The sequence below is a fragment of the Mucilaginibacter rubeus genome (assembly GCF_003286415.2).
Classification (GTDB): Bacteria; Bacteroidota; Bacteroidia; order Sphingobacteriales; family Sphingobacteriaceae; genus Mucilaginibacter; species Mucilaginibacter rubeus_A.
On sequence record NZ_CP043450.1, the window covers coordinates 1,155,166 to 1,173,037 of the forward strand.

The following is a 17,872-nucleotide window of genomic DNA, read 5'->3' on the forward strand; positions in this document are numbered from 1 at the left end:
CCGCCTTTTAAAAACCGATCTACCCAATGTTCAAAAAAATCACTGTTAGTCTTATCCTGTGTTTTTGCAGCGCATACCTGTTTGCGCAAACTATCAAACAAAGTATCAACACCAGCTGGGCTTTTCATAAAGGCGATATAGCTGGTTTGCCTACCGCTGCTACAGATGCTTCGGCCTGGCAAAAGATATCTCTTCCGCATAGCTGGAACACAACCGACGCTAACGATGACGAACCCGGATATTACCGCGGTATAGGCTGGTACAAAAAAACCATCTATGTGCCTGCACAATGGAAATATAAACAGCTCTCCCTGTTCTTTGAAGGGGCCAATGAAGTTGCCGAAGTATATGTAAACGGAAAACTTGCTGGTAAACATATTGGTGGCTACACCGCGTTTAACATCCCGATCAACAGTTACTTAAAACCTTTTGGTAAAGATAGTTTAACAGCCAACGAGGTGATGGTGAAGCTGGATAACAGCCACAATGAAGATATCCCGCCGTTGGATGCCGATTTCACTTTTTATGGCGGTATTTATCGTGATGTATATATCGTAGCGTCTAATCCAATAGCTTTTGATTCGGAACTGGCTTCGCCCGGCATCAAAATAAAAACGCCTGCGGTATCTGCCGAAAAAGGTGATGTGCTGATTGAAGGAATGGTAAATAATCTATCATCAAAAAAGACTAAAGTTAGAGTTATAAGTGAGGTAGTTGATGCCGATGGTAAAATTGTAGCAAAATTGCAAAGCGCGCTGAGCTTAGCAGCGGGTAATAAACTTTCGTTCAGTCAAAAACAAACGGTAAGTAATCCTCATTTATGGTCGCCGGATGAGCCTTATTTATATCATGTGGTTTCACGAATTGTTGATGCTTCAACGGGGCAGCAATTGGATGAAAGCGGCAGCGCTTTGGGGTTCCGCTGGTTTAGTTTTGATGCCGATAAAGGCTTCTTTTTAAACGGAAATCCTGTAAAACTGATTGGGGCTAATCGCCACCAGGATTTTCAGGGAATGGCCAACGCCATACCCGATGCCATCAATATCCACGACATGGAACTGCTGAAGGCCATGGGCGCTAATTTTATCCGTATAGCACATTATCCGCAGGATCCGTCGGTACTGGAGGCTTGTGACAGGCTGGGGATCCTGGCGTCGGTAGAGACGCCGGAAGTTAACCGGATTACCGAAACCACCGCCTTTGCCGACAATGCCAAACACATGCAATTGGAAATGATCCGCCAAAATTTTAATCACCCGAGTATTATCATCTGGGCTTATATGAATGAGGTGGAGATTAGCCCGCGGTATAAATCAGGATCCGATGAGCAGAAGAAGTATTTTGTTAACCTGGTAAACCTGGCTAAACAGATTGATAGCCTTACCCGTAAGGAGGATCCATCGCGCTATACCATGATCCCGTGCCATGGCGATTTCGACAGGTATTATAACACCGGGCTTGCCGCCGTGCCGCAAATTGTTGGTTGGAACCTGTATTATGGTTGGTACGCCAAAGATTTTGCCGGCTTGGATAAGTTTTTGGAAAAGCATCACCAGATGCTGCCAACCAAGCCCATGATCATAACCGAATTTGGAGCCGATGCCGATAGCCGCCTGCACAGCTTTGAACCGGTAAGGTTTGATAAAACCGTTGAATACGAAGTTAAATACCACCAATACTACCTCGACCGTATCAAAAAGCTACCATTTGTAGCAGGCGGCGCCATCTGGAACCTGGTTGATTTCAATGCTGAACAAAGGCAGGAAGCCACTCCGCATATCAATACCAAAGGTTTGCTGACCAATGATCGCCAGCCAAAAGAGTCATACTTTTTTTACCAGGCCAATTTGCTGAAACAGCCATTTATCAAAATAGGTACGAGCATGCTAAAAGCGGGTAACGGCAATGAAAACAACGTTTGCCAGCAGCCGGTAAATGTGTATAGCAATCAACCGCAAGTAAAACTATGGCTTAATGGTAAATTACTGGAAAATAAAACTGTACAGGAGGGAATAGCTACTTTTAATGTTCCTTTTGTATCTGGTAAAAATACCCTTAAAGCAACAGCAGGAGACGGTGACAGCCTTGAAGATTTTATGGCGGTTGATTTTAACCTCATTCCGCACAATTTGAGTAACCCGCAAACGCCATTTACCGAGCTTAATGTAAGCCTTGGCGATAAGCGCCAGTTGGTTGATGATAAACTGCACCAGGTTTGGATCCCTGAACAGCCTTACACCAAAGGTAGCTGGGGTTATGTTGGCGGCGAAGTATTTACCCTCGGCCAAAACGGACAGCTGCCTTATGGCTCAAACAAAAATATCCTCGAAACCAATTATGATCCTATTTACCAAACCCAGCGTGTAGGGTTAAGCGATTTTAAATTAGATGTGCCGGCAGGTAAATACGAAGTTACTCTGCATTTCGCCGAACTGACCACCAATGATAATTCGCCGCAGTTGGTTTATAACCTCAACAATTCAACCCAAAAACAAACCGCCATTGCCCGCAGTTTTGATGTGCTTATTAACGGGCAAACCGTTATTGAAGGTTTAAGTAACAGTAATTACCTTGAACCGTTGAAGGCTTATTCTACCAAAATTCCGGTTACTGTTGACGCTGATGGCATAACGATAAGCTTTAAAGCAATAACCGGGCAGGCCATATTGAATGCCGTGCAGGTAAGGAAGGTGTATTAGAGAGAAAAATAAAAGAATAAAAAGTTATGTCATTGCGAGCGAAGCGTGGCAATCGCATACTATACAGGGCGGCTATGCTTCCGTGCGGTTGCCACGCTTCGCTCGCAATGACATTTTTAATTATGGTATGCGTTGGCAAGTTTAAGCATGAACGCTTGAACTTGCCAACGCATAAATTACAAGTGCTCCTCCTTAAGGGGCCGGGGGGCTACGGCGCCGTCAAAGTCTTCCTTAACACCGTATGCACACTAAAATACCCCAATGAACCGCCTTTGATGTTGGTTAACGGGTTAGCCGGTGCGGCATTGTTGCCATCGCCGTTGGCGCTGTTGGTAAGGCTGTAAAAGTATTTATATACAGCCTGGTCAATGCTCATCATTTCGATGGTTACCTGGTTACCCGGGCGAATGTCCCTGGCCGGGTTGTCGTTATCATTGTTGAAGTTAAGGCGCGTGTTTACTTCCTGTCCGTTGGTAAACTCATCATCATCGAGCAAAATAGATTCTTCCTTACGGTTGTTAACGTACTGTACAAAGCGGTAGTAGTTTTTGGTAGATGCAGGGTCGTGGTATTGTACGGTAACATATTTACGCGGAGTGCCGTCTTTGTTATTGTTAAGTTGGTCTTTAACCAAATAAATACTGTCCAGCGGAACAGCAGGGTGCATTATACAGCTTGAAGTAAATGTTTTTCCGTTTACGCTCACATTAAGCGAATAAGTATGCCCAACGGTGCCTTTTAAAGTGCTGTGTTGGTAAACGCCTGTGCCGGTTGCTGTTAGCGGATATACATTGTTATTATCATCGACAATGGTAACGGTAGCGCCGCTTATGCCATTAAAATCATTGTTATCGGTAAAGTTTTTGGTTTGACTTAACAATACTTTACAGCCGCCTGCTTCATCGGTTAATACGCCTTCAACTACATATTGCGGAGTGGTATCTTTCAGTTTCAGGTCGATGGCCTTTTCGCAACTGCTCAGAGCTGCTGCAAACAGGATAATGGTTATATATTTTATAGTGTTTTTCATCGGCTTAAAATTTAAAGTTATAGGTAACCGAAGGTACAAAGGTGAATAAAGTGGTGCGTACGGCTTCGGTACGGCTTGCATCCGTTTTGTTATCACGGAAAAATATGCGGTACGCGTTAGGGTTGCCATAAGCATTGTACAAGCTGAATGTTAAATCAGACTGAAATTTCGCGGTTTTCTTAAGCTGCTTGGTAGCGCCCAAATCTAAGCGGTGGTAAGCAGGCATCCTGTCGGCATTACGGTTAGTATAGTAGTAATAAGTTACGCCATCAACCTGATATTTACCGCTTGGAAAGGTAACTGCATCGCCGGTGTAGTAAACAAAATTGGCCGAGAATGTCCATTTGTCGCTGGCTTTGTACATGGCAACAATGGCTATATCATGCGTGCGATCTTGCCGTGCATTGTACCATTGGTTATTGTTGATCCCGTCAATCATCCGTTCAGATTTTGACAACGTATAGCTGATCCAGCCACTTAGTCTGCCTGTTTTCTTCTTCAGCAAAAACTCAGCACCATAAGCGCGACCTTTGCCATAAAGCAATTGTGTTTCGATAGGTTGGTTGGTAAATACATTGGCGCCATTACGGTAATCTATTTGATTTTGCAGCCTTTTGTAATAGCTTTCCACCGTAAATTCATAGTTGTGCTCACTGAAATCCTTGTAGTATCCTACGGAAAACTGGTCGGCAATTTCAGGTTTGATGAGGTTGGTACTGGCTACCCATTTATCCGTTGGGGAACCCGAATTGGAATTGGAGATCAAGTGCAGGTTTTGCGCGTTGCGGGCGTATGACGCTTTAAGCGAACTTACATCGTTGAGCTGAAATGCTGCCGCGATACGCGGTTCCAGGTTAACGTAGGTTTTAACCTCCTGTCCGGGAGTATAATGTTTTGAGCCGATGATATTTCCATCGGCATCAATATCATAATAATCGCCCGATCCAAGTATGGTAAAGGCCGATAGGCGCAGACCGTAGGTTAAGGTAAAGCGATCAGTGGCTTTCCAGGTATTAGTAACATAGGCGGCGTTTTCAAGGGCGTACCTGTTTTGCAGGCTTTGCGATATAATGCCCGAGTTACCTGTGGCCGAAATTTCGCCCGGTTTAATGGTATGATAGATGCTATTTACACCAAAGCTAATGGTGTTTTTGTCGCCGGCGTACCATTGCATGTCTTCCTTAAAATTGAAATCGCGGATCTGTGAGTAGATGTTGAACTCGTTTACATCCTGTTTGATGTTAAGCTTATAATCGTAATTACTGTAAATGAGCGATGTATTTGAAAAAAGCTGACTATTAAAAATGTGGTTCCAACGCAGGGTAGCCGTGGTATTGCCCCAGTTAATGCCCGCAATATCGGCGGCTTTAAGTACATCCTTACCAAAATAGCCGGAAACAAACAAGCGGTCTTTATCGCCTAAAACATAGTTGGCTTTGACATTAAGATCATAAAAATAAAGCTGGCTTTTTTTTGCGATGCTGTCCTTCGATAAAGCCAGGAAAGCATCGGCATAAGTACGGCGTGCCGAGATCAGGAACGAAGATTTGCCTTTTTGGATAGGGCCCTCGGCATTGATCCTCGCCGCTATCAGGCCTACACCGCCACTAACACCAAATTTTTGGTTGTTGCCATCGTTCATTTTAACATCTAACACGGACGATAACCGGCCGCCATATTGCGTAGGCATATCGCCCTTGTAAATATTCATGTTTTTGATCGCATCGGAGTTAAAGGTAGAGAAGAAGCCCAGCAGGTGCGATGCATTGTAAACCGGTGCTTCGTCAAGCAAGATCAGGTTTTGATCGGTAGCGCCGCCACGCACAAAGAAGCCGCCGCTGCCTTCCCCAGCCGATTTGATGCCCGGTAGCAATTGAATGGTCTTGATCACATCGCGTTCGCCGAGCAGCACAGGGATGTTTTTGGTTTCCTGGATGCTGAGGTGCTCAACGCCCATTTGCGGACTGGCCAAATCGCGTGCCCCTGCGGGAGCGGCTTTGATGGTTACCTCCTGTAATAGTTGCGAATTATCTTCAAGGGCGATATCCAGTTTGAGGTTACCACTAAGCGATACTGGCATCGTGATAGTTTTTTGCCCCATGGCGCTTATAGAAAGCTCATGATTACCGGCAGGCAAGGTAAGCGAATAAAAGCCATACTCGTTACTGGAGGTACCCGCGTTTGCATCGGTAACCCTGATGCTTGCGCCGATAATGGTTTCGCCGGTTTGTTTTGATTTAATGGTGCCGCTTACCGTGTATTTGCCATCGGCGGCGGCCTGCTTTTTTATTTTACCCGCGTCATATTTGATCAGCACTTCGTTATCAAGTACCGTAAAACTAAAGGGTTGAGTGGCAAGGGCTTTGCGCAATACATCACCCAATGGCTGATTTTTGGCATTGATACTGATCTTTACTGTGCTTTTTGCAACTGTTTCATTATAGGTAAACTTGATACCGCTGGCGGCTGTGATCTTATCTAAAGCCTGCTTAAGCGGTTCGTTAGTGATAGTTATAGTAACGGGTTTGTCTAAAAGGCTCTGGGTTTGCGCCTGGCTTTGTGTTGTTATCAATAGTAACATCAATATGCCGAGTGCCGTTCGGAGGGGTATTCGCGTTATCTCGCAAATCAGCATGGATACCCATGCCGGTCTGTTGGTTTTCATAAATGCTTTAATTGTTGGTGTGGTTTTTCCTTTTAGGGAGATGTTTTGAAAATGAAAAGGTTAATTGTTGGGTGGCAAAGGTTGCAGGTAATAGCCGTTATCAAGCTTGCTCCAGCGCAGGTCCATTACGGCGCAAAGTTTGTTAAGTGTTTTATCAACCGCCTCATTGGTGTTGATGTGTCCGTAAAACCCTTTTTGAGCAATGCCCGGAGCCAGATTTACGCGGATGCCATACTGGAGTAATATATCATCGGTAACGTCTTGCAGCGATGCGCCATCATAACTGAACAAACCGGTACGCTGCGACAGGAATTTTGAAGCGTTGGGATAATCCTTTTTAATCAACGATCTGTCAGTTTTATTATAAACTGCCTGTTGGTTAAGCACCATGATAGTCTGTTTGCTTTTAGGTAAATCATGTTCTTGTACAGCTACTTTTCCGCTGATGACCGTTACCTCAGATATCATCTCGTCCGGGTAGGCTTTGACGTTGAAGCTGGTGCCCAGTACCACCGTTTTAAGCTGTCCCGATTGGATCACGAAAGGATGATCTTCATCATGTACCACATCAAAAAAAGCTTCGCCTTCCAGTTTTACCAGGCGTTCTTTGGCCCTGAACTTATCAGGATAGCTGATCTTACTGCCGGGGCTAAGCCAGATGCGTGTACCATCAGGTAAACTGATTTGCCGGTGTTTGCCTGGGGAGGTTACCAGTTCAACCTGTTTGGCCGGATCAACAACTTCCAATACCTCATTTTTGTAAAGCGCCGCAAATGTAACCAGCAATACCACGGCCGCTGCAGCAGCTATGCTTCGCCATAAGGTAATTACCTTACGCGCGGGTTTCCCCGGTGTTTCCATTCGTGCGGTTATCTTGTTCAAAATACTTTCCCGCAGCTGTTCGGGAGTTTGGTATTTTGAGGCCGATAACAAAACTTCCTCATCGCTAAAATTGGCATACCAGGCATCAAGCCAGATTTTTTCGTCCGGACTGATGGTGCCCTGCATTAACTTATGAGCAAGCTCCTTTACGTTATAGGTATTGTTTTCCATTGTAACTGATCTTTCAACCTTTTGCACATATAGTCAGTGATAAAAGCCGATACCCTTAGTGCAAAATGAAAAATATTTTAATGTTGGATTTTCTGTTTAAGCGAAAGTGAAATTGACGTAGTATGTTGGCGCTTTAAAGACCCTGGTGATACCAGATTGATCTTTAAAGGTTGAATTCTGAAATCGAACAGGTATCCGTTCGGTTATATTACACTTGAATTACTTAGATTTACTATACCTTTTTGATTGTCAGTAATTTAGTATTTTGGAATGACGATTGAGGCAATAAATTCATTTGGATGCCATTGTTTTTCATATTGCTCCCTATCAATTGGCCCGCTTAACGCTGCTGATTAGCGGAATTACGCTGGCCTTACTGTTATGGTTCACCCGCAAAGATAACCCAAAGGCTAACCGGTTGCTGAGTCTGGCCTTGATTGTTTCCTTATTACACGTAGCCGGGCTGCCCCCGGCCGTTTTGTTGGCCTTTGGTCCGTTGCTTTATTTATACGTACGCCAGCTTGTTTTGCGGGAGAGATCATTGCGCTGGCAGGACGGGCTGCACTTTTGCCCTTTACTGGCGGGCTATTGGATACCCGGAGGGCTAGTTTTGATCCCGGTTATCGTGTACCTGTACCTGTCGCACCGCTTAATCCGGCATTTTTATCAAAGTTTACAGCCTGTGCTGATGGATAGGCCACGGTTTGCATTCCGGGGACTGGAAAAAGTATTGATATTGTTGGGATTGCTTTGCCTGCCTGGCATCATTAACGGAGTTTTTTGTTTAGCCATTGCCCTGGTGATGACAGGGATGGTGGTAGCTGTAATATTGAAAACAGATGTGAATGTAACGCTGACTACCGGTAACATGAATGACAGGGAAAAAGCCCGGCGCCTGAAGGAGGCGGTGGCTGCCGGCCGTTTGTATGAGGATGCTGAGTTGACCCTTACATCGCTGGCTATTAAATTAGGTCTCCATCCGCATGAACTATCCCGGATCATCAATAATGGTTTACAGAAAAATTTTAATGATCTGATCAATGGCTTTCGCGTTAGGGAGGTTGCGCGAAAAATGCGTGATCCTGCTTATGACAGGTTCACCTTGTTGGGTATTGCTTATGAGTCTGGTTTTAATTCCCAGCGTACATTCAGCCGCGTTTTTAAAGAAATGACCGGCAAAAGCCCGGTTGAATACAAAAATAACCTGAAAAAAGAATGGCCAAATGATAAACTGGCCACTCCGTCAAACTCGCGTCCGGTAATATTGCGTCAGGAAAGCCCACTGGTTGGGGTTTTCAAAACCACCAAACGCAATATTATGATCCGTAATTATTTTAAGATCGCCTACCGCAGCCTTAGTCGAAACAGCGGCCTGTCCATTATCAATATCAGCAGCCTGGCCATCGGTATGGCCTGTGTCCTATTGATCGGTTTGTATATCGGGGACGAATTAGGTTATGATCGCTTTTTTAAAAATGCCGAGCGCATCTATCGTGTAAACATTCATGAGAAAGACGGTAATAATGAATTTATAGCTGCACATACACCACCGCCGGTGGGAGCGGCCCTGCAAAGCGGTTTTCCGGAGATTGAAAGCTACACGCGTATTTACCAGCCGGGCGATCAGGTGGTTCATTTGACCGGAATGGGCATCGTGAAGCGCTTATCGACAAAAATTGTTTGTCAGTTGACTCTAACTTCCTGCAATTTTTCAGCTATCCCTTGCTGAAGGGTAATGCCGCCAGTTGCCTTAATGGGCGGGGGGCTGTCGTACTCACTGAAAGTGGTGCAAAAAGGTATTTTGGTGATGCAGACCCGATAGGCAAAAGCATGGTTATTGACGGATACGACGCACCATTCACCGTTACAGCTGTTCTGAAAGACCTGCCGGCACGATCATCAATGCAATTTGATATGCTGCAATGCAATCTGGCTATGCCAGCAATTAAACGCTATAGCTGGAGCTGGGTTTGGCTGCAAACGGGTACTTTTGTTAAACTGCGGCCAAATGCGCCCAATGCCGCCGTGGATGTCCAAAAACTGGTTTCGCGTTTCCCCGAGATGGTACGGGTACAGACAGCCACCGCTTTTCGCCGCATCGGCACACCGTTTGACGAGTACCTGAAGAAGGGGAACAAATACGAAGTATTACTTCAGCCCCTTGTGGATATGCATTTTTATTCCGCACAGATCGGTAACCGTTATTTTATCCAGGGTGATATCAAGTACGTATACATATTCTCGGCCATAGCCTTATTTATTATATTGCTGGCCTGCTTCAATTTTATGAACCTGGCAACAGCACAGTCCGCGAGGCGTGCGCGCGAGGTCGGTATCCGCAAAGTGCTCGGTTCCGAAAGGGGGCAATTGATCTGGCAGTTTCTTTACGAAGCACTTGTCTATACCATACTGGCAGGGATTGTTGCTACAACCCTGGTAGTTTGTGTTTTACCGGCATTTAACCGGCTGGCGTCCAAGTCTATACCGCTTAATGCGTTATTTGATGTACGTGTTTTGGGCGGAATGCTATTGCTTACCCTGCTTACAGCGCTATTCGCAGGCAGTTATCCCGCGTTTTTTCTGACCGCGTTTAAACCGGTTGCCGTATTGAAAGGAAACACCGATGGTAAAACATCTAAGGCCGGTTTTTCAACACGTAATGTGTTGGTGATTTTTCAATTCGCAGTATCAGCGGTAATGATCATCTGCACCATGGTTGTGTATAAGCAACTCAGGTATAATCAGTCAAAAGATCTTGGCTATGACAAAGAAAATGTACTGGTAATCGGTGATGCCGAATGGCTGGGCAACAAAGAGGAAAATTTCCGGCAGGAGATCTTGAAATTGCCTGGGGTAGCCGGTGCCACGATGAGTACTAACCTGCCGGCATCGCAAAAATACTTTGAAGATGAGTATAAGCCTGAAATGGATGCCAATAATCCTTCATCTGCGGAAAAAACACTGGACCTGTCTTCCTACATGGTGGATGAGGCGTTTGTGCCTACATTTAAGCTGCGTCTCATTGCCGGGCGTAATTTTTCGAAAGCCTATAATGACTCGGCATCAGTAATTCTTAATGAGGCTGCTGCAAAGCTTGCCGGCTGGAAAAACCCCATTGGCCAGCACATCTCTTACCATGGCGGTGGCGATAAGCGTTTTGAAGTGATCGGCATTACACAGGATTTTAACCCGCTCTCCTTACATGATCAGATCATGCCATGGGCACTGTTCTATACTAAATCAGGAAATTACCTAACGCATTCGTCGTATATCGCCGTCAAGCTGCGTCCGGGTGATTATGCCGGTGCGATTAACAGGATTCGGTCAGTCTGGAAAAGTTTTATGCCGGAATATCCTTTCGACTATCATTTTTTGGATCAGCAATATGACGAATTGTACCGCACCGATCAAACCATGGGTAAAGTATTCAGCGTGTTTACTGTGCTATCTGTTATTGTAGCCTGCCTTGGGTTATTTGGCCTGGCGATGTATACTGCCGAACGGCGCACCAAAGAGATAGGCATAAGAAAAGTGTTGGGCGCTTCCATTGCAAATGTAGTATTGATGCTATCAGGAGATTTTCTGAAACTGGTGCTGCTTGCTTCGGTAATCGCTTTCCCGGTTGCCTGGTACGCCATGTATACGTGGCTGCAGGATTTCGCCTATCGAACAGCAATCAGTTGGTGGGTATTTGTATTCGCGACAGCAATTGTTACTTTAATTGCTCTGGTTACCATCAGCTTCCAAGCCCTTAAGGCCGCTACTAATAACCCCGTGAGAAGCTTAAAGAGTGAATAGGGTAAGTAATAGAAATGACACCAAGTAGCTGTACCAACCCGGAAATCCTTATTTTTAGCATAACCTAACTAAAGCCCATCAAATGAGAAAAGTAATCTACGGTATTAACCTGAGTTTAGACGGATGCTGCGACCATGCCAAATTTGGCGGCGGCAAGGATATATTAGAATATTTTACCCGGCTTATGGATGGTGTAGATCTGATTGTATACGGGCGTAAAACCTATGAACTTATGGTTCCTTATTGGCCGGATGCAGCAAAAGATCCAAACACAACCAAGGCGGAGAAAGAATTTGCGCAGGCATTTGATGGTATTGATAAGCTTGTTTTCTCCCAGACTTTAACCGTTGCCGATGACAAAAATACAACGATTACCCACGCAAATCTTGGCGATGAGATCCGTAAATTGAAACAGCAACCGGGTGGCAATATTTCGATAGGAGGTGTAAACCTGCCCTTGCAGGTTATTGAACTTGGTCTGGTTGACGAGTTTAATTTCGTGATCCATCCGGTAATTGTAGGCGAGGGCAGAAGTTTATTGGAAGCCGCCGGTTTGAAGGAAAGTTTAGGTTTAGAATTAATTGAATCAAAGATTCTTGAATCCGGTTGTATCGCGCTCCATTACAAGAAAGTCTGACGGGCATTAAATTAATGTACAGTGTTCTTAACTAAGCAGCAAAATCAGTATTGGTAAGGAAACACCAAGCGACTGCCTAAGCGAACTTAAAGCTTTTGACATATGAGCTTCGACTGTTTTTTGTGAGATGCCAAGCTCTGATGCTATCTCCGCATAGGTTTTATTTTCATCGCGGCTCAGTAGGAACACAATGCGGCATTTTCCAGGCAGTTGGTTGATGCCGTGGTCAAGCCGTTCGCGCAGTTCTTTTTCCTCCAACCATTGAATGGTGGTATCCTCAGTTTCGGTTGAGGTAAAAGCAAGTTCATCTAAATGCTGCTGTTTTCTGTATTGGCGATCAAGATGGTTGATCACTTTATATTTAACCGCGACCGAAAGATAGGTTGCCAGGGTATGGGTTAACTTGAGGCTTGCACGGCGTTGCCAGATACTTAAAAATACTTCCTGAACCACCTCTTCGGCCTCGTGCTCGTCATCCAAACGGTGGTAGGCTACCGCGAAGGTTTTATCCCAATACCGGTTATACAGCTCAGTAAAAGCCTCGCGATTGTCGCCGGCTATGAGTTGTAGTAGCTGCTCGTCGGTATGGGTGATATGCTGATTGGGTGCAGGCATTCTTTATCTGCAATGCTAAGTTAAAGAATTTACAAAAAATAACTTTCGCACTTGTTTAACATGTTTTAACAGTTTGCAAGTTTAGAGTTTTATCGGCGGATAAAGTTACAATGCTTTTGATATTTATAAATTATCCCTAAAATAAAAAAGGCGCCCCGGAAAACCTGGACGCCTTAAGCTATGAGATCTGTCAGTTAATAGTTTTAAAATGTAAAGCCTACCCTTGCGAAAAAGCGACGACCGTTTTGTCCCATTTGTACAGCATCAAACGGACCTGATGGTTCATTATTGAATGCATAACCTTTTGCGCCTTTAACATAAGCTAAATCTGGATGTACGTTGAATACGTTATCGGCTCCAATAGATAAACGGACAGATTTGGCTACTTTATAAGCGAAATACAGGTCGCTTACAACTTTGCCGCTGTAAATGTACTGGTCGGGCAGTTGTGCCGAACCATCATCGGTAGGCACGGTAGGGGTAAGGGTTGTGCCATCGCCATAACCGTCGATAACAACTTTACCAAAATAAGTAAAGCGGGTTCCAACAGTAAAGTTTTTATGGCTAAACTCAGGGTTCAGGTTAAGTTTTTGAGGCGGTGCCGATGCAAGGATGAATTTCTTTTCACGTTCGCTCAGGAAAGTTTCGCGCAGGGCAGCGGTAGTGCCGAGTATAGGCGGGTAATTCACTTTGTCAATCTTCATGGTTTGGAAATTGCCAGTGAATAATACTCTGAACCTGTTTGCACCAATGGTTTTGTTATATTCAATTACTACATCCAAACCTTTGTTAGTAGTGTTAACCGCATTGGCAAAAAACTGGGCAGAGCTTACATGCAGATTTTTCAGCGCATTGGTAAATGTAGGATCGAGAGTTTCGTCGTCGGCACTGAACTGGCCCGATAGTACTACGCGGTCGGTAACTTTAATATAGTAACCATCAACAGTAAAGCTTAACTCGGGCACTGGCTTAAATGTGAAACCTAAGCCGGCATTTTTTGATTTTTCTTGTTTAAGATTAGGGATGCCTGCCGCTTTAGTTATAGGGCTGTAGTTTGGCGCTATCTTAACTTCGGATATTACTGTTCCCTGTACATTGGTAAAGGTTGAACTGTAATTGATCTGTTGTAACGATGGTGCACGGAAACCTGTACCTAAGGACCCGCGGATATTAAAGTTGTCGGTGATTTTGTAGCGTGTAGCCAGTTTGGTATTAAAGTTTGAACCAAAATCGCTGTAATGTTCGTAGCGGTTGGCAAAGTCAATTAGCCATTGTTTGGTGATGTCTCCTTCGAGGTCAACATACACGCCTTCAACCGAGCGATGTGCACTTACCGCGTCGCTTGGCTGGTAACCGGGGAAGCCCTGCGCGCCGGCCGCTTTTACACCCGTTGGGTCGTAGTTTTTGTACGATGCTTCTTCACCCGAAAAGATCTTATATCGTTCGTAACGGTATTCGCCGCCGAAACCGAGGTTAAGGCCTTGCATTATATTGCCAAAGTGTTTATTGATGTTCAGGTTACTGGTGTTTTGTAAAAACTCCGATCCACCGTCGTCAAAATTTGTTTTATCTGCACCTAAAGAAGCATTAAACGTTTTGTAGCCAAAAAAGTGGAATTTGTTATTGCCTATGTTGTTGCTCAAATCCCAGTCCCAGGCATCGCCCAAAGTGCCTTTGGCTCCTACTGCAACCGCGATATCGGTGTTGTGTGTCCGGATAATGGGATTATAATACGATTCGCCGTCGGGAGTAGTAAAAATAATGCCGCTAACAGGAATTATCTTGCCGCTATTATCGGTAGGGAACCTTTCTGGTCTGCCGGAGAAATTACGGGTGAAAGCATAGTCATCAGATGCTTTATAACTGTAACCTCCAAAACTGTACAAAGTTGTGCGGGTGCCGGCAAGCGGCGATTCATGGTTGAAAAAGAAAGTACCGCTCTCGGCCGACCCATCGCCATTGGCCCGCCTATAAGGGTTTATAGGAAGCGCTTTAGGGTTTGAAGTTGTGGTATCATGCGTTTGGCGGAAGGTTTTGCCGTTTTTGGCATAGTCGCCGGTAAAGTTGATAAAGCCGCCACTTTTGCCGAGGGCTAAACCATAGTTGGCATCAATGGTAATGCCGTTACCATCTATCGCGCCTCCGTGTGGATATTGCGAAGCAACAACGCTTTTGCCACTGTTAAAAGCGGGATCATAGTAACCGGAATAGCCAACATTGGCGTTAAATACACCTGTGGTTTTCTTTAACACAAGGTTGATAACACCTGCGATAGCGTCAGAACCGTACTGGGCCGACGCGCCGTCACGAAGGATCTCGATCCTGTCGATAGAAGCGGTTGGGATAGAACTCAGATCGACACCCGAGTTACCACGGCCGCGTGTGCCAAATACAGAAACGAAAGCTGTAGAATGACGGCGTTTACCATTTACCAAAACCAACGTCTGATCCGGTCCCAGGCCGCGTAAGGTACCCAGTTCAACGTGGTCGGCACCATCCGAGCCGGATTGTTTATTATAATTAAAGGAAGGGGCCGAGTAATTAAGAATGTCTGTAATATCCATTCGGCCGGTTACAGAAGCGGCTTTGCCTACATTAACAATATCAACAGGAACGGCTGTTTCCAACTTTACACGCCCTGCCGAGCGTGTACCTATTAAAACCACTTCATTTAACTGGGCCACATCGCTCACCAGGGTGATATCAATTTTACTGCGTCCGTTAATACCTACGGTAATTGTTTTATAGCCTGTGTAACTTATCACCAATTCGTCGGTAGCTGCCGCCGAAATGGTATACACCCCTTTGGCGTTTGTACTCGTGCCTAAGTTACTCCCTTTAATATGTACCGATACGCCGGGCATAGGTGCACTGTTTGCGGCATCGGTAACGGTTCCGGTAATGGCTTTCTTTTGTGCTAACGCCAGTAGCGATGACATGGCAAGCAAAATAAAGGTAAGTGGTAAAAATCTCTTCATAAAACGGTTGGTAAAGCTTTATTGATGCTGTTAATTTAATGTAAGTTAATAATTATTAAACTATTATCAATATTTAGTGTGTTTTATTGTTGATTTTCTATTTTAAAATTATATTTTTTGAAGTTTGTATGAAATATTGTTTTGTTTTATGGTCTTTTTTGCGTGTATTTTTAAATTAAACTAAAAAAGCCAATTATTAAAGCATGGATATCTTTAATAATTGGCTTTTATGGATTTAAAAAATAAACTAAATGTCTTTTTTGGGGACAGGGGGTTTAATTATAACGCTTTTTCAGTTTCGGCAATTTTTGCTTTTTTGCTCACTTTTACCTTTTCAGGTGCAATTGCTTCGGCTGCTTTTTTCTCTTTTTTTACTTTCGGCTCAGCAGGAGCTGCGTGTACTACGGGGCTTAATTTAGCTGCTAATGTTTTAGCGAGGTTTTTCGCGGCTTTGTCAATAGCTTTTTTTGCTTTGCTGGCATCTGGGCCAAATTCGCTTACCAGGGTTTCAATCTGGATCACTAATTTTTCTTTTAATTGTTTTTTAAGAACTTTACGGGCTTGCTTGGTAGCGGCTTTATCTTTTATGTTTTTCATGTGAACGGATTAAATCGATTGGAGCGGTTTTTTTCTTCGCGATGCAAAGTTAGGTTAATATAAAGTGTTTTTAATATTATATTTATGTTAACAACTGTTAGATATGTTAAGTTTTTATAAACTGATAATCAGTGCTATTAATTTGTCTGTGCTTATTTATTTTTATTTTATAAAACATAGCATCAGATACAGTTGCACTAATTTTTTGAAAGCCTTTTAGTTTAATTCATAACTTAGCCATTTATTTATCGTTCCAAAACAATATGATTAAAGATTTAAGCGCGTTAACCCAGGTAGCCGAATTTCATACAACTTTTAAGCACCCCATAGTTGAAAAGCCCGTAATGCCCTCAAAAGCACGCTGCGATCTGCGTATCGAACTTATTGCCGAAGAATTAAAAGAGTTACAACAGGCCGTTATCGATAACAACATGGTTGAAGTGGCTGATGCCCTTTGCGACCTGCAATATGTATTATCGGGCGCTGTACTTGAGTTTGGACTGGGCTCAAAATTTAAAGAGCTGTTTGATGAGGTGCACCGTTCAAACATGAGCAAAGCCTGCAAAACAGTTGAAGAGGCCGAAAAAACCATCGAACATTATAAAAACACAGCCAATACCGATGCGTATTATAAAGAGATAGATGGCTTGTACCTGGTGTATCGTAGATCTGATCATAAAACATTGAAATCTATCAACTATTCGCCGGCCGATCTGAAAAGCATCGTAGGCTAATTTCATATTAAAATATTATTCCATTGGCAGAACAGGAATCCAACCAGCCCGAGGCTAAAACCAATATGCACCCACGCAATAAACATCGCGGGGGATACGATTTTAAGACATTGATTAAAGCTACTCCTGCTTTAAGGCCGTTTGTGCGCACTAACGAGTATGATAACTTTACCATCAACTTTGCCGATCCGGAAGCGGTAAAAACACTTAACAGGGCGTTATTACAGCATCATTATGGGATAAATTATTGGGATATTCCCGAAGGATTTTTATGCCCGCCTATTCCAGGTCGCGCCGATTATATTCATTACGCTGCCGATTTGCTTGCTTCTGTTAATAATGGCGTTATCCGTAAAGGAAGAAGGGTACGTGTGCTTGATATTGGGGTAGGGGCTAATCTTGTTTATCCAATTGTAGGTTTTAAAGAGTACGGATGGAATTTTGTTGGCTCCGAATTGGAGCTGGAGGCTATGGCATCGGCACAAAGCATTGTTGAACAAAACAGTCATCTAAAAGTTGCTGTTGAATTAAGGCAGCAAAGTAAAAAGGCCGATATATTTAAAGGCATTATCAAACCAGGCGAATTGTTTGACCTTACTATTTGTAACCCTCCTTTTCATGCTTCGGCTAAAGAGGCGGCTGCCGGTTCGGCCCGCAAATGGGATAACCTGGGTTTAAGAAAAGACAAACAGCCTATACTCAACTTCGGTGGCCAAAATACGGAGTTGTGGTATCCCGGTGGTGAGGCCGCATTCCTGAAACTGATGGCTACACAGAGTAAACCATTTGAGAAACAGGTTTTATGGTTTACCACGCTGGTGTCTAAAAAAGAAAACCTCAGGATATTGTTTAATGCCCTTCAAAAAGAAGGCGTAAAAGACGTGCAAACCATTAACATGTCGCAAGGCCAAAAAGTAAGCCGCATCATGGCCTGGACTTATTTAACTCCTGAGGAGCAGCAGGCGTGGGGGAAACGAACAGAACCCTGATTTGTAGGATTAAAGGATTTTCTTGATATTAGAACCTTGATTTTTGGGATTTTAGGATAGCCGTGACATTTAATTCG

The 17,872-nt window shown here is 44.1% G+C and carries 12 protein-coding genes; 6 read left to right on the forward strand and 6 right to left on the reverse strand.

Annotation, left to right across the window (positions count from 1 at the left end; all coding sequences use genetic code 11):
- The first annotated feature begins 26 nt into the window (after positions 1-26).
- The gene (locus DEO27_RS04735) at positions 27-2,699 is read left to right on the forward strand and encodes a glycoside hydrolase family 2 TIM barrel-domain containing protein (RefSeq protein ID WP_112576041.1); all 2,673 of its coding nucleotides are present in this window, start codon (positions 27-29) and stop codon (positions 2,697-2,699) included.
- A 208-nt stretch (positions 2,700-2,907) separates the two neighbouring features.
- Here DEO27_RS04735 and DEO27_RS04740 read toward each other — a convergent pair whose 3' ends face one another.
- Genes DEO27_RS04740 through DEO27_RS04750 form a run of 3 tightly spaced genes read right to left on the reverse strand, consistent with a single transcriptional unit; the run spans position 2,908 to position 7,447 of the window.
- Positions 2,908-3,729 (reverse strand): DUF4249 domain-containing protein, encoded by an 822-nt coding sequence (locus DEO27_RS04740; RefSeq protein ID WP_190295327.1) that lies wholly within the window; start codon positions 3,727-3,729, stop codon positions 2,908-2,910.
- Positions 3,730-3,733: 4 nt separating this feature from the next.
- Positions 3,734-6,394, reverse strand: a complete 2,661-nt coding sequence (locus tag DEO27_RS04745) for a TonB-dependent receptor (RefSeq protein WP_223818162.1) — start codon at positions 6,392-6,394, stop codon at positions 3,734-3,736.
- 60 nt (positions 6,395-6,454) lie between these two features.
- Positions 6,455-7,447, reverse strand: coding sequence for a FecR family protein (locus tag DEO27_RS04750; RefSeq protein WP_146750162.1), 993 nt, complete (start codon positions 7,445-7,447; stop codon positions 6,455-6,457).
- A 295-nt stretch (positions 7,448-7,742) separates the two neighbouring features.
- On the opposite strand from DEO27_RS04750, the gene DEO27_RS04755 reads away from it, so the two are divergent.
- From DEO27_RS04755 to DEO27_RS04765, 3 genes are all read left to right on the forward strand, one after another.
- Positions 7,743-9,176 (forward strand): helix-turn-helix domain-containing protein, encoded by a 1,434-nt coding sequence (locus DEO27_RS04755; protein ID WP_112576044.1) that lies wholly within the window; start codon positions 7,743-7,745, stop codon positions 9,174-9,176.
- A complete protein-coding gene (locus DEO27_RS04760) occupies positions 9,128-11,245 on the forward strand; it encodes an FtsX-like permease family protein (protein ID WP_112576045.1) in 2,118 nt (705 codons plus the stop codon). The genes DEO27_RS04755 and DEO27_RS04760 overlap by 49 nt, the downstream gene beginning before the upstream one ends.
- 82 nt (positions 11,246-11,327) lie before the next feature.
- Entirely contained in the window at positions 11,328-11,882 is a 555-nt protein-coding gene (locus DEO27_RS04765) for a dihydrofolate reductase family protein (RefSeq protein WP_112576046.1), read from the forward strand.
- 27 nt (positions 11,883-11,909) lie between these two features.
- On the opposite strand, the gene DEO27_RS04770 is transcribed toward DEO27_RS04765, so the two are convergent.
- The 3 genes from DEO27_RS04770 to DEO27_RS04780 all read right to left on the reverse strand — a co-directional run bounded on the left by DEO27_RS04770 (position 11,910) and on the right by DEO27_RS04780 (position 16,072).
- Positions 11,910-12,497: an RNA polymerase sigma-70 factor gene (locus DEO27_RS04770; protein ID WP_112576047.1), complete on the reverse strand. Its 588-nt coding sequence runs from the start codon at positions 12,495-12,497 to the stop codon at positions 11,910-11,912.
- A gap of 203 nt (positions 12,498-12,700) precedes the next feature.
- Positions 12,701-15,475: a TonB-dependent receptor gene (locus DEO27_RS04775; protein WP_112576048.1), complete on the reverse strand. Its 2,775-nt coding sequence runs from the start codon at positions 15,473-15,475 to the stop codon at positions 12,701-12,703.
- A gap of 279 nt (positions 15,476-15,754) precedes the next feature.
- Positions 15,755-16,072, reverse strand: a complete 318-nt coding sequence (locus DEO27_RS04780) for a hypothetical protein (protein WP_112576049.1) — start codon at positions 16,070-16,072, stop codon at positions 15,755-15,757.
- A gap of 263 nt (positions 16,073-16,335) precedes the next feature.
- Between DEO27_RS04780 and DEO27_RS04785 the strand changes: the two genes are divergently transcribed.
- Both DEO27_RS04785 and rlmF read left to right on the forward strand, forming a co-directional pair.
- On the forward strand, positions 16,336-16,806 hold the full coding sequence (locus DEO27_RS04785) for a nucleoside triphosphate pyrophosphohydrolase family protein (RefSeq protein WP_223818163.1): 471 nt from the start codon (positions 16,336-16,338) through the stop codon (positions 16,804-16,806).
- A 23-nt stretch (positions 16,807-16,829) separates the two neighbouring features.
- Positions 16,830-17,795: a 23S rRNA (adenine(1618)-N(6))-methyltransferase RlmF gene (gene rlmF, locus DEO27_RS04790; protein ID WP_112576050.1), complete on the forward strand. Its 966-nt coding sequence runs from the start codon at positions 16,830-16,832 to the stop codon at positions 17,793-17,795.
- Positions 17,796-17,872: the final 77 nt, after the last annotated feature.

What these genes read in the sequence shown, in the direction of transcription:
- DEO27_RS04735 (WP_112576041.1), top strand. Translation starts at nt 27, where the DNA reads ATGTTCAAAAAAATCACTGTTAGTCTTATCCTGTGTTTTTGCAGCGCA.
- DEO27_RS04740 (WP_190295327.1), bottom strand. Translation starts at nt 3,729, where the DNA reads ATGAAAAACACTATAAAATATATAACCATTATCCTGTTTGCAGCAGCT.
- DEO27_RS04745 (WP_223818162.1), bottom strand. Translation starts at nt 6,394, where the DNA reads ATGAAAACCAACAGACCGGCATGGGTATCCATGCTGATTTGCGAGATA.
- DEO27_RS04750 (WP_146750162.1), bottom strand. Translation starts at nt 7,447, where the DNA reads ATGGAAAACAATACCTATAACGTAAAGGAGCTTGCTCATAAGTTAATG.
- DEO27_RS04765 (WP_112576046.1), top strand. Translation starts at nt 11,328, where the DNA reads ATGAGAAAAGTAATCTACGGTATTAACCTGAGTTTAGACGGATGCTGC.
- DEO27_RS04770 (WP_112576047.1), bottom strand. Translation starts at nt 12,497, where the DNA reads ATGCCTGCACCCAATCAGCATATCACCCATACCGACGAGCAGCTACTA.
- DEO27_RS04775 (WP_112576048.1), bottom strand. Translation starts at nt 15,475, where the DNA reads ATGAAGAGATTTTTACCACTTACCTTTATTTTGCTTGCCATGTCATCG.
- DEO27_RS04780 (WP_112576049.1), bottom strand. Translation starts at nt 16,072, where the DNA reads ATGAAAAACATAAAAGATAAAGCCGCTACCAAGCAAGCCCGTAAAGTT.
- DEO27_RS04785 (WP_223818163.1), top strand. Translation starts at nt 16,336, where the DNA reads ATGATTAAAGATTTAAGCGCGTTAACCCAGGTAGCCGAATTTCATACA.